We start from the raw sequence: 12,669 nt of genomic DNA, 5'->3' as shown, positions 1-12,669 counted from the left end.
TTCGTCGAGGACAAAAGCGATTTCTAGGTGCTTCGTAGAAGCACTTGTACGAGGAAATCGTCTTTTTCCCCTCTGACTACAACTTGAAATCCTGATTTCAAGTTAACGTGTTTACTTTTCTTTGTTTTCAATCCAGCGATACAACTCAAAACGACTGTTGACACCACATTTCATGTAAATATTTTGCACATGTTTTTTGACGGTGTGGTAGCTGACCACCAATTCATCTGCAATGGCTTGGTATGTCAAACCATGATACATCAAATCTGCAACTCGTTGTTCTGCATGGGTCAAAGCCATATTGGAACCTATGTAATCTGGTTTTTTCTTTTCTTCTTTCAAAGAAATGGTCACCCAATAATAATGCTCAATGATGCCATTGGAGTAGTTGTGTGTATGGGTATGTATTTTGAAAATATAGTTTTGTACAATTCGTGTTTTGATGCCTTCTTCTTCCAAGGTTGCTTCATCCAATAAGAAGGAAAGCCAATTACAAGGGCTTGTGCTACTGATTTCATCTGGAATGAAACCGCCTAAAATATCCTTGAGATAGGTATGTGCCATCTTGCTATAGTTGACAATGTGCATGAAATTATCTGCCACAAAATATGCCTTTTCACCAGTTGCAATGATTTCATCTTGGATTTCAGAAACACGTTTTGCTTGCTCATGTTTTTTGAAAATACGGTAGGAATTTGCCATATATAGGTAGATTTTGTTCAGTTCTTTCTTTTCTTCCTCTGTGAAATCCCCTTCTTCCTTGGATTTCAGGAAAATCACTTGGATATAGCCATTGATGCCAAATGCCATGGTCACACTGTAGTGTGCATCGAAATTTTCTTCCAAAAAGCGAACATATGCCGATTGTGCATAATCCACTTCGCTGATCAATTCCGTTGCATGATACAACCTTGGCACCACTCGATAATAGGTCAATTGATCCTGCATGGATTTTTGACGCACAATATGCCCAATGATGTCATTTGCCACAAATTTACGATAGGGATGTTCTTCTGTGTTCAAAGATTGTCCTTTTCGGTCACGCCAAGATAGGAAATTTCCTTGTGCATCAAAATAGGTAATCACCACATTGCGATACCCAAAATTCCGCTCCAAAGAATCCAAAGTGGTGTTGGTGAAAAATTCTTCTGTTGAAATTTGGCGTTCTGTCATTTCTGAAAAGAACTGCATCTGACCTATGCTTTCCATATATATCCCCTACCTTTCGTTGTTATTTTATATTTCTTTATTTTAACAGCAATTTCATAGGTTGTATATATGGTTTTTACAATTTTTGTGGATTGGGTGTTTTGTAGAAAAGTACCAATTGATATATTGTCATATCATCATCTACAAACATGCCATGTAGAGACGGATTCCATATCCACCCGCACAAGATTACCGGCAAATAGAACGGTTGGTGGTGGAGTGATATGGAAATAGCATTCCCCATCAGAATAAAGCATACCCCCATTCATTGACACTAGCAGAAATGGAACCACACAAAGTGATTGCTACTTTTCTCATATCAAATTTCTCCTAACGATTGATTACATTCCAGCAATTGCATCCATATATTCTTTTGCTGCTGCTGTAATTTTATCAAATTCTCCATTTTTAATCAAGTCCAAGCTCACCAAATTACCGCCAACACCAGCGCCAACACAGCCTTTTTTCAGGAATTCTGTGATATTTTTTGCATTGACACCACCAACAGCCAAATATTTGATATGTCCAAATGGTCCACAAAGTGCTTTCACATAATCAGCACCCAAGTTACCCACTGGGAAGATTTTTACGAAATCTGCACCTGCTGCATTTGCTGTCATTGCTTCAGAAGCGGTCATTGCACCTGGAATGGAAATCAAACCAAGTTCTTTTGCACGTTTGATAACTGCCACATTCACATCAGCAGAAATGATGTAGTTTGCACCAACTGCTGCTGCTCTATCCACCAATTCTGGGTAGGAAGCTGTACCACAACCTACGCACATTTTGTCACCCATTGCTTTTGCAACTGCTTCGATACATTTATCTGTATTGGTGTTTTCTGGGTCTTTCATATCAAATGTGAATTCCAATAATTTGACGCCACCAGCGTACAATGCTTCTGCCAATTTCACAGCGTCTTCTGGTTGTACTCCACGTGCAATTGCGATGATTTTTGTATCCTGAATCATTTGTAGAATTTCTGTGTTGTTCATATTTACGCCTCTTTCTTCTATAATAATAGTGTGTTATATATTTTCACCCAACGTATACAATACAACGGGCGACCACATAGGGTCGCCCCTACATATTGCAATGGGTTTTCAATCAATCTTATTTTTTCAATTTTTTACCACGTGCTTTTGCAATGACCATAGCGATGATTACGATTGCACCTTTTACCAACAATTGGTAGTAGTAGGAAACACTCATCAAGTTCATGCCATTTTCTACAACAGCAACGATGAAAGCACCCAACATAGTACCGATGATGGTACCAGAACCACCTGTCATCAATGTACCACCCAAAACTACAGCTGTGATGGCATCCAATTCATAGCCACTACCAGCTTGTGGGATACCTGAGTATGCTTGTGCTGTCAACAAGAAACCAGCAACTGCACTCAACACACCCATGATAACAAATACAATGGTTTGTGTTTTCAAAACGTTGATACCAGACAAACGAGCTGTTTCTGCGTTATTCCCAACAGCGTATACATTTCGACCAAATTGTGTGTATTTCAAAACGTACCAGATTACTGCAAGCAACACCAAAACCACAACAACTGCAAATGGAATGACACCAAAGACTTTCAATTTACCAAAGTAACGAATGCTTGGTGCATCAAATGGTTGGGATTTCCCGCCAACGATGATATAAGCAATACCACGGGCAACGTTCATAGTACCCATTGTGATGATGAATGCTGTAATTTTTTTCTTTGCAATGAAGAAGGCATTGATCAAACCAAAGCCAGCACAAGCCAAGAATGCAATCAAAACAGAGAGCCATGGGTTCACACCTTGGTTGACCAAAGCACAAATCATCGCACTGGTCATCGCAACCAAAGAACCTACAGACAAGTCGATATCGCCTGTCAAGATAACCAATGTCATACCAAAGGAGATGATACCTGTGATGGACATAGCACTCAAAATGTTGATGAAGTTATTGAAATCTGCAAAGTATGGAATGGTCAAACACATAACTGTATACATTACAATGATGGCAATAACCAATTTCAATACATAACTATTTGTGTCATTCATATGTGCAAGTGAAAATTTCTTTTTATTTTTCATATCCATTTTAAAATCTCCTTATTCTTCTATCCCGTTAATTCCAAGGAATATTCTATTGTAATCAAATTCGCTTTTTTGATATTCTCGCAAGATTTTGCCTTTATACACCACAAAAATTCTGTCGGAAACATCAATCAATTCTGTGATATAAGAAGTGGTATACAAAATTCCTTTGCCTTCACAGGATAATTTTTTGATAAATTCTATCATTTCTGTTTTCGCTGCAACGTCGATACCAGCTGTTGGTTCGTTCAAAATGAACAAGTCCACATCGGAATACAACCATTTTGCGATAATCGCTTTTTGTTGATTCCCACCAGAAAGGGATGAAATATGTACATCGCCGGATGGTGTTTTGATGCCCAATGTTTGGATATATTCATTGGTTGCAACCTTTTCTGCTGCCGCTTTGATTTTAGAGAAATAAGGATTTTTTTGACCCTTTGTAATACCAATATTATCTTGGATAGTCATATCCAAAAATTCACCATACAACTGTCTATCTTCGGGAACATATCCCACACCAGCGCGGATTGCTTGGATTGGATTTTTGAAATTGACTTCTTTTCCCTTCACCTTGATGGAACCACTTGTTCTAGGCTCCATACCAAAGAGATGGTCGAACACATTTTGCACACCAGAACCGCCAAGTCCAACAAAACCAACGATTTCGCCTGGATGCACTTGGAAATTGAAATCGCTGACTTCATCTGTCACCAAATCGGTAACTTCCACCAACAATTCATCTTCCACAATTCTATCTGCAAGAGGAATATCTTGTTTGATGATACCACCCTCTGCATTTTTCAACACATCATCCATTTTCTTACCAATGTCACCAGACATGGCATCAACCAAGGAGGACGCTGTGAAATTTTCTGTTTTATCTGTAACAACAAATGTACCATCTTTGATGACTGTAATATTATCACAAATATCCAAAACTTCTTTCAATCTGTGAGAAATGAATACAACCGCTGCGCCTTTTTCTTTCAATTTACGCATAATGGAGAACATCATTTCAACACCATGTTGACGAAGTGCAGATGTTGGTTCGTCCATCAAAAAGATACTTGGATTTTTTGCATATGCTTTTACAATTTCCACCAATTGGCTTTCTTCTGTGGTCAATTCGGACACATTCACCTTTGGATCAATGTCCAATTCCAATTCTTCAAGCAGACTTCTTGCATCTGCTTCCATTTTGGCAAAATCAATCTTGCCACCTTTTTTTGGCATTTTATCAATGAAGATATTTTCTGCCACAGTCATGTGTTTCATCAATCTACGATGTTGGAAAATAATACTCATGCCACTTTCTTGTGCAATGATCGGACTATTCTTTTTGAGTTCTTTGCCATCCACATAAATCTCGCCTTTGTCTTGTTCATATACACCAAAGATAATGTTGAGAAGTGTAGATTTTCCAGCCCCATTGGAACCACACAAACCTGTGATTTCCCCTTTTTTGAAGGTTAAGTCCATATCTGTCAAAGCGTGTACACCACCGAAAGATTTATATATATGATTCAGTTGTAATGCAACATTTTCCATAATTGATTCCTCATCTTTCAATTTTATATTGTAATCGAGGCACAAACTTCCATTTATGCCTCGATTTGAAACTGTTCCAGTTCTATTGTAGTTCTATTGGTTTTTATTTAGATGCTTCTGTTTGTGCAATGATCAAGTCCATGTATTCCTCTACGTTGTCTACTGTAACTGCAACACCAGTTGTTTTCAAGATAGAAGGAGCTGGTCTATTACAGTTCATTTCATCAAGCAAGTTTACAGAAAGAGAACCATAGTTGTAGGAGTGCATAGCCACAACTGCTTTGAGAGGTGTGCCTTCTACTTGCAATTCTTTGTAGGAGTCTTGGGATTCTACTACTGTTACAACTGCAACGGAATCTTCTTTGCCAACATTTTCAACACCACGAACAATACCAATACCATGAGCATCCATAATGGAGATGAAACCTTTTACATCTGGATGAGCTTGCATAATGTCTGTTGCCCATGTTTGCGCAGAGATTTGGTCAGCATCAGGACCATCTTCTGCGATAACTGTGATACCTGGGTATTCTTCAAATGCCAAGTAGAAACCTTCTACACGGTCTTCAGATGGAGGAATTTCACTTGGGTATTTACAAATTGCAACTTCACCTTCGCCACCCATAGCTTCAGCCAATTCGATACCAGCAATATAACCAGCAGCAACGTCGTCACCACCAACTTGGCTATCTGCAAGGGAATCATCTTGGATGGAGTCCATTGTTACAACTTTCATGCCATATTCATGAGCCAATTCAATTGCAGCTTCGCCAGATTCTTTTGTTGTGGAGCCCAAAACCAACAAAGAAACGCCACGACTTGCAAATGTTTTGATCAAATCTTGTTCTTGCAATGGATCGTTTTCTGCGGAACCACTGAAGAATTCATAACCCAATTTTGCTGCTGTTTCTTGACCACCCAACAACATATATTGTTGGAAAGGATCGTTCAAGTCATGGTTGATAAAACCAATTGCACCTTTGGATTCAGCTGCATCTGCTGTAGCTGTGTCTGTGCTTGCTGTGGATGTGCTTGCACAACCTGTTGCTGCCAACATGGATAATACTGTAATACCTGCCAACGCTCTTTTAAACATTTTTTTCATTTTGTTACCCTCCTTGTAATTCCCTTATAATCTTCTCATCATCGTCTATCAAAGGCTGTTTTAGCCTAAAATATTCCTCATCATTTGACCAAGTGTTTTGCAATCAAATCTCGGTCTGGTTCAAATCCAAGTCCTTCAAACTCAGGTTTTTCTATGTATCCATCTTTCAAAGTCACTTGATAGAGCAAATTCATTTCATCCCTAAAAATGTTAGGTGTTCTATCATATTCAAATAACACTTCTCCTGGGTTCAAACTTTCTGGGAAGTCTGGCATTGCAAATGCTGCATGCATTCCTGTTTGCAATGCGATTGCACTGCCCCAAACATGAGGATAGCATTGTGTGTTTGCAATTTTTGCCATACTAAAGATTTTTTGTGCTTCACTCAAACCACCCATGATGCTACAATCTGGTTGCAAAATATCCACACATCTTTCATCAATGAAGCGCTTGAATCCATAACGTGTAAATTCTGCTTCACCACCTGCAATTGGAATGGAAGTTGCCGCTTTCACTTCTTTGTATCCACCAATATCTTCTGGAATGACTGGTTCTTCAAACCAAGTGATATCGTATTTTTCGATTGCTTGCGCAATTTTGATTGCTGCCATTGCTGTGTAGGCATGGTTTGCATCCACCATCAATTTGATATCTGGTCCAATGGCTTCTCTAACGGTTTTGACCATTTGGATATCGTTTTCAATGCCAAATCCAATTTTCATTTTCATGGCTTTGAAACCAGCAGTCAAATATTTATGTGCTTCTTCCACCAACAATGCTTCTTGGTTGTCTGTCTTTGTATGGTAGAAACCAGTTGCATATGGAAGAATTTTATCTCTTCTAGCACCACCCAACAATTGGTACACTGGCAGGTGTGTGTATTTCCCTTTCAAATCCCACAAAGCGTTGTCCACAGCACTGATTGCTTGGATACAAGAACCTTTTTGTCCATTGTCACGCAAGGTGTTGTACAATTCATCCCAAATCTTTTCAGAATCGAAAATGTGTTGACCAATGAGTTTTGGTGCATATACATTGTCGATGATTGCTTTGTTGACAAATGCATTGCCAAAAGCTTCTCCAAAGCCATACACACCATCTTCTGTAATAATTTCCAAAAGCATCAATGTTCTGGTGTTGTACCACGCTTGGGAATAGCAAAAGCTTTGTTCGCCTAATTTTTGTGATACTATGTAGGTTTTCACCTCTTTGATTTTCATTACGTCATCTCCAAACTATTGTCATTTCAATTAATATTTAATGGATACCCTTTGTACTGTAGAGTATTCTTCCAAGCTCAATCTGGAACAATCTTTGCCGATACCACTTTGTTTGCAACCACCATGTGGCAATTGGAATGCGTAGAATGGTTCGTTGATGCAAACGCTACCAGCATCGATTTCTTTGGACAATTTCATTGCACTTTCCAAACTGGAAGTGTACGCATATGCTGCCAAACCAAATTCTGTATCATTTGCAAGAGCAACCACATCATCTGCATCTGTAAAGGAAAGCACTGGCATAATGGGTCCAAAGATTTCTTCTTTGTAGACTCTCATTTCCTTTGTCACACCAGTCAAAACAGTTGGTTCAAAGAAGAATCCTTCTTTATCTGCCACTTTGCCACCAACCAAAACCTTTGCACCTTTCGCAACAGCATCTTCCACCAAAGAAGCCATGTTAGCAAGTGCTTTTTCATTGACCATAGGCCCCATGATGAAATCACCAGCATCAGAACCTGTTCCCAAAACCACTTTGTCAGCAAATTCTTTGACACTGTTAAGGAATGTATCCATCACATCTTCATGAACAAAAATTCTGTTGGGTGCCACACAAACTTGACCAGTGTTGCCAAATTTGCCATCAGCTGTACATTGACCAGCGTTGTATACATCTGCATCTTTCATAACCACAACGGGTGCACTACCACCCAATTCCAAAGAATATTGCTTGACGGAAGTTGCACTTTGTTTGATGATTTTTTTGCCTGTTTCTGTGGAACCAATCAAGGTAATCATACTTGGAATTGTGCTTTCATTCATGGCTGTGGATACAATTGCACCAGAACCTGCAATGACATTCACAACACCTTCTGGCAAACCACATTTTGCAATGACTTCTGCCACCATCATTGTTGCAAGAGGTGTATCAGAAGAAGGTTTGATGACACAAGTACAACCACTTGCAAGAATTGGCCCCAATTTATAGCCAACATTGAGCAATGGGAAATTCCAAGCCAAATGGCAAGCAATGACACCAAGTGGTTTTCTAAAGATTAAGTTCACATGATTGTCTTCGTAATCTGCAATCATTTCTCCATGCAATCTTTTTGCTTCTTCGATGAAATAATCCAAACAATTAGGAAGCATTTCAAAATCGTAATCTGCAATACCTTCCGCTTTTCCTGTTTCCAAAATCAAACATTCTTTGATTGCTTCTTTGTTTTCTTTGAGTGCTGCAATCATTTTTCTGATATAGCCTTCTCTTTCTGCAAGGCTTGTTTTCGACCATGTTTTGAACGCTTCGTTTGCAGATTCCAAAGCTGCGTTTGTTTGTTCCACAGTTGCTGTTTTCACTTCTGCCAAAACTGCTCCCGTTGCTGGATTGACCACATTGAGAATAGAACCTTCGCCATCCACCAATGCACCACCAATAAATTGTTGATACTCTTTCATCTTTAATCCCTCCTGATATTTCCATCTATTTCCAACACTCATCATTTATTAGATATCAGATATCCTATATGAAAAATTAAAATCTCCTATTTTTTCATTGTTTAGAGATTTTTATCATTCTTCTTTGCATTCAATCTTTCTTTTTTGCCAGCAACTCTCTTTTGTTCTTATTGGTTGCTGTATGATGCTCTTCCATGTATTTTTTTGCAAGCTTGGCATCTCGTTGCACCAACGCTTCGTAAATATGTCTGTGATAATGATATGTGCTTTCCAAGTTTTCATCTTCTGGGATGGATGCCAAAATCAATTCTTTCAGCCAATCAGAATATGCGTTGACAATGGAAATCAACATTTTGTTTTTGGAACAATGTACAATCTTTTTGTGGAAACAAAAATCATTTTCCTGATAATCTGCTCCAATTTCGGTACATCCTTCCATTGCTTCGATGTAAGATAACAATTCAGCCAATTCGGCATCTGTCACAACATTGGTCACCAATTCAATTGCCTTGGATTCGATGATCCATCTCACTTCCAAAACCTCGTCCAATGTAATGCCATCTTGGTCAAACATATCTCTCATGGTTCTGGTCATGACTTCTGCCACGCCACCTTCACAAACCTTGATCCCTTTTCCATGCATGCGATTGACAAACCCTCGCACTTCCAAAGTTCTAACCGCTTCTCTCACTGTCGCTCTGGAAACATTCAAAGTTTCACTCAACTCGCCTTCACTTGGGAGAAAACCATATTGGTCATATTGTTTGTTCAAAATCATTTTTTTAATAGCCTCTACCGACTCATCCACTCTTGTCATAAATCCGTCTCCCTCCGCTCGTTAGTTATATGATAACTGACATCACATATTTTGGCAATACGTAATATTTCCCATTTTTTTCAAACTTTTCTTGTGCATATCTCACAAACATTTGTGCATTCCTGGGTGTTTGAAGTGGTTTTTCTATTTTCCCTCTTGACGTTTGAAAATTTATACAGTAGACTTTTCCACGTCAACAACAGGTTTTTTATGTGATTTTGGAGGTATTTTTATGTACATTGCATGTATCGACACAGGCACCACCAACACCAGAGTTTGCATTCGTGATGACAAAAAAGTCTATACCACAATCAAAAAAGATGTGGGTGTTCGCATCACTTCCATAGATGGTTCCAACCAAAAATTATTGTCCGCAATCCATGAAGCATACCAAGAAGCATTGAAAGATGTTGGTATTTTGGAAACAGAAATTGACATAATTCTTGCCAGTGGAATGATTTCCTCCAACCTTGGAGCAGCAGAAATTCCACATCTGGTATCACCCGTTTCTATGAAGGATTTGGCAGATGGAATTGTTCCAAAAATCATTCCAGAAATCTCAAATTTACACCCAATTCACTTCATTCCAGGTGTTAAAAATGCCGCAAATGGCGTGTCACCTTTTCAATTAGATAACCTTCCTTTTATTGATATGATGCGTGGTGAAGAAGTGGAAGCATTTGGTGTTTTGGACTTGGAAAACATAGAAAAACCTGCCATTTTGATTTTGACAGGTTCCCATACCAAGTTTGTGTATGTGGATGAAACTGGTACCATCCAAGGTTGTTTGACCACAATGGCTGGTGAAACTTTGATGCAATATACCAGCTCCACCATCATTTCCAAAGCTCTAAATTACGATTATGCCCGCAATGTGGACATCGAATATTTGCTTTCTGGCGCAGATACTTGTGCCAAAATGGGTCTGACTCGTGCTTCTTTTTGTGTGCGTACCTTAGAGCAATTCTCCACCTGTACTGTAGAACAAAGAGAGTGCTATATCCTCGGTGCTGTCTTGGAAGATGACTTCAAATGTGTAGAAAACAACTCCAGTTTTTTGGATATTGATACTTGCAATTTGATTGTTTGTGGCTCTGGTGGCTTGGGTGATGGACTATATGCTTTGCTGAAAAACAAAGAGAAATTCGCCAATAGAACCTACAAAGCGAAACCAGAAACTATGCAAAATCTTTCTTCTTATGGCTGTTTTTTGGTGGCAAAAAAAGCTGGTTTGATTTGACATACCTTCTCAAACTTCTGCATGTACTGATTACAAGCAAATATGCAGGGTTGTTCAGATTGAACCACATCGGCATTCCAAGCGTGCCATGTATGGCGTCCCTGTGTGGACGCCCGTTGACATATGACCGACAACGAAAAAGTTCAGTATCAGCAAATCCACAGTACATACGGTTGTCACCAAATAGAAGGATTGGGGTCAAATCCATCCTCAACTTGAAATTTATTTTGAAGAACGTTTGCACGAAGCTGGATATTGATCGTTTTATTATATTGACATTGTCCAAAGTAGCACTATAATATAAATCAAATGCAGAGCCTAAAATCGGTTCTACACTCATATAACTATTCACACATCATACATCTAATTTTTCAGTTTACACAAAACTTGAAACTGTCCCCCAAAAGTAAAAACTTGTCTGTTGCAGTCCTGTTCACCATAGGCTGAAATAGCAATCTGCACAAAAATAGCGCAGTAGATTTTCCTACTACGCTATTAAGTCTCACTTATTGAGTTTGTTACACCGTTAATCTACGGGAAACCTATCTTATTTACCAAACACCTTTGCTGCGTCTGCAATTTCTACATCCAAAGGCATTGCAATTTTGGATACATTCACCAAATGAATGTAATCCACATTTGCAGACAAAATATTATTGCCCCATGTGCCACAACCTTCAGAAACTGCTGGTGTCAAGCAGTTTGTAGCTGGTCCCCAAGCATCAGGTGTTGGTTGGTTGACAAGCAAACGTGCAACTGGAATTTTTTCACCAGCATAACGAATGTGTTCTTGATTATGTGTAAAAATACCAGCTGTATGACCAATGCCACCAGATTCTTTCATGTTGTTGACTGCCATATCCACTGCTTCTTCAAAGGTTTCATAGCTTTTGAGCACTACGATAGGTCCCATAATTTCTTTTGTCATCACTTCTTCTTTGCCGATTGCATCAATTTTGAGTGCAATTACATATGTATCATCTGCAATGTCGAAACCAGCTGCTTTTGCAATCACTGCTGCATCTTTACCAACCAAGTCAGAATTGATATGACCATCGTGGAATAAAACTTCTCTGAATTTTGCCACATCAGCAGCATCTTCGTATACAATTACACCTTCTGCACGAAGTGCATCACACAATTCTTGGTCTGCATCTGCTGGATAAAGCAATAGATTATCACCATCACAAAGGATACCATTGTCGCTACCCACTGCAACAACTGTTTGTTTTGCTGCTTCCACAACATTAAATCCACGATCCAAGATGACAGGTGGGTTACCAGGACCAACGCCATAAGCAGGTGTACCACTTGCATAAGCTGCTTTTGTAAGTCCAGGACCGCCAGTTGCCAAAACCAAATCACAAGATTCCATCAATTCTCTGGATGCTTGGATGCTCACTTCGTCTACCACTTGGATTAAATCAGCAGGTGCACCAACAGATTCCAAAGCTTGACGAATCAATGCAACTGTGTCTTTTGTTGTTTTTTCAGATCTTGGTGCTGGGGAAATGATGATTGCATTTTTCCCTTTGACAGCATGCATAAAGTTACCAAGAGGTGTTACTGTAGGATTGGTTGCAGGTGTGATTGCCCCAATAACACCAACAGGATGTGCCACTTCAATCAAACCTTCTTCTGGCACTTCTCGAATAATACCCACAGATTTTTTATCCTTCAAATATTCATAAAAAACAGTTGGTGTGTCTGTGTTTTTACAAATTTTATCTTCAAATTTACCAAGACCAGTTTCATCAACTGCAAGTCTTGCCAAAGGTACAGCATTTTCATAAATGATTTTTGCACCTTCGTATACCAATTGATCCACTTGTTCTTGGGTATATCCACTGATTGCTTCTACAGCAAGTCTTGCTTTTTTCATTTTTTCTTGAATTGTCATGTGTTTTCTCCTTTATTTTACAAACCCTCTATACGTATAACAAAAGGGAACCTAGTGCTTAGGCTCCCTTTCCATTTACCTTTG

10 protein-coding genes are annotated in these 12,669 nt (G+C 39.0%); 1 reads left to right on the top strand and 9 read right to left on the bottom strand.

The genetic code is table 11. From position 1 onward, the window contains the following. Nucleotides 1-111 precede the first annotated feature (111 nt). From MJY40_RS01060 to MJY40_RS01025, 8 genes are all read right to left on the bottom strand, one after another. The gene (locus MJY40_RS01060) at nt 112-1,209 is read right to left on the bottom strand and encodes a helix-turn-helix transcriptional regulator (protein WP_317855241.1); all 1,098 of its coding nucleotides are present in this window, start codon (nt 1,207-1,209) and stop codon (nt 112-114) included. A 341-nt stretch (nt 1,210-1,550) separates the two neighbouring features. Next, nucleotides 1,551-2,204, bottom strand: a complete 654-nt coding sequence (locus MJY40_RS01055; RefSeq protein ID WP_317855240.1) for a bifunctional 4-hydroxy-2-oxoglutarate aldolase/2-dehydro-3-deoxy-phosphogluconate aldolase — start codon at nt 2,202-2,204, stop codon at nt 1,551-1,553. A 118-nt stretch (nt 2,205-2,322) separates the two neighbouring features. Further along, nucleotides 2,323-3,300 (bottom strand): ABC transporter permease, encoded by a 978-nt coding sequence (locus tag MJY40_RS01050; RefSeq protein ID WP_317855239.1) that lies wholly within the window; start codon nt 3,298-3,300, stop codon nt 2,323-2,325. A gap of 12 nt (nt 3,301-3,312) precedes the next feature. Continuing rightward, nucleotides 3,313-4,848, bottom strand: coding sequence for a sugar ABC transporter ATP-binding protein (locus tag MJY40_RS01045; protein WP_317855238.1), 1,536 nt, complete (start codon nt 4,846-4,848; stop codon nt 3,313-3,315). A 103-nt stretch (nt 4,849-4,951) separates the two neighbouring features. Continuing rightward, entirely contained in the window at nt 4,952-5,953 is a 1,002-nt protein-coding gene (locus tag MJY40_RS01040; RefSeq protein WP_317855237.1) for a sugar ABC transporter substrate-binding protein, read from the bottom strand. An 80-nt stretch (nt 5,954-6,033) separates the two neighbouring features. Further along, entirely contained in the window at nt 6,034-7,173 is a 1,140-nt protein-coding gene (locus MJY40_RS01035; protein ID WP_317855236.1) for a mandelate racemase/muconate lactonizing enzyme family protein, read from the bottom strand. A gap of 30 nt (nt 7,174-7,203) precedes the next feature. Further along, nucleotides 7,204-8,628, bottom strand: a complete 1,425-nt coding sequence (locus MJY40_RS01030) for an NAD-dependent succinate-semialdehyde dehydrogenase (protein WP_317855235.1) — start codon at nt 8,626-8,628, stop codon at nt 7,204-7,206. A 130-nt stretch (nt 8,629-8,758) separates the two neighbouring features. Beyond that, complete coding sequence (locus MJY40_RS01025; RefSeq protein ID WP_317855234.1) at nt 8,759-9,445, bottom strand: FadR/GntR family transcriptional regulator; 687 nt, start codon at nt 9,443-9,445, stop codon at nt 8,759-8,761. A 232-nt stretch (nt 9,446-9,677) separates the two neighbouring features. Here MJY40_RS01025 and MJY40_RS01020 point away from each other — a divergent pair, with 232 nt between their 5' ends. Continuing rightward, nucleotides 9,678-10,685: a 2-dehydro-3-deoxygalactonokinase gene (locus tag MJY40_RS01020; RefSeq protein ID WP_317855233.1), complete on the top strand. Its 1,008-nt coding sequence runs from the start codon at nt 9,678-9,680 to the stop codon at nt 10,683-10,685. A 547-nt stretch (nt 10,686-11,232) separates the two neighbouring features. Here the strand turns inward: MJY40_RS01020 and MJY40_RS01015 are convergent. After that, nucleotides 11,233-12,585, bottom strand: coding sequence for an aldehyde dehydrogenase family protein (locus tag MJY40_RS01015; protein ID WP_317855232.1), 1,353 nt, complete (start codon nt 12,583-12,585; stop codon nt 11,233-11,235). Nucleotides 12,586-12,669 lie beyond the last annotated feature (84 nt).

It is taken from the genome of Chakrabartyella piscis, assembly GCA_030067835.1.
GTDB lineage: Bacteria > Bacillota > Clostridia > Lachnospirales > Anaerotignaceae > Chakrabartyella > Chakrabartyella piscis.
This window is presented reverse-complemented; position numbering and strand designations above follow the sequence as displayed.

Excerpts from the sequence above, each read along its gene's own strand:
- MJY40_RS01060 (WP_317855241.1), bottom strand. The coding sequence starts at position 1,209 with ATGGAAAGCATAGGTCAGATGCAGTTCTTTTCAGAAATGACAGAACGC.
- MJY40_RS01055 (WP_317855240.1), bottom strand. The coding sequence starts at position 2,204 with ATGAACAACACAGAAATTCTACAAATGATTCAGGATACAAAAATCATC.
- MJY40_RS01050 (WP_317855239.1), bottom strand. The coding sequence starts at position 3,300 with ATGGATATGAAAAATAAAAAGAAATTTTCACTTGCACATATGAATGAC.
- MJY40_RS01045 (WP_317855238.1), bottom strand. The coding sequence starts at position 4,848 with ATGGAAAATGTTGCATTACAACTGAATCATATATATAAATCTTTCGGT.
- MJY40_RS01040 (WP_317855237.1), bottom strand. The coding sequence starts at position 5,953 with ATGAAAAAAATGTTTAAAAGAGCGTTGGCAGGTATTACAGTATTATCC.
- MJY40_RS01035 (WP_317855236.1), bottom strand. The coding sequence starts at position 7,173 with ATGAAAATCAAAGAGGTGAAAACCTACATAGTATCACAAAAATTAGGC.
- MJY40_RS01030 (WP_317855235.1), bottom strand. The coding sequence starts at position 8,628 with ATGAAAGAGTATCAACAATTTATTGGTGGTGCATTGGTGGATGGCGAA.
- MJY40_RS01025 (WP_317855234.1), bottom strand. The coding sequence starts at position 9,445 with ATGACAAGAGTGGATGAGTCGGTAGAGGCTATTAAAAAAATGATTTTG.
- MJY40_RS01020 (WP_317855233.1), top strand. The coding sequence starts at position 9,678 with ATGTACATTGCATGTATCGACACAGGCACCACCAACACCAGAGTTTGC.
- MJY40_RS01015 (WP_317855232.1), bottom strand. The coding sequence starts at position 12,585 with ATGACAATTCAAGAAAAAATGAAAAAAGCAAGACTTGCTGTAGAAGCA.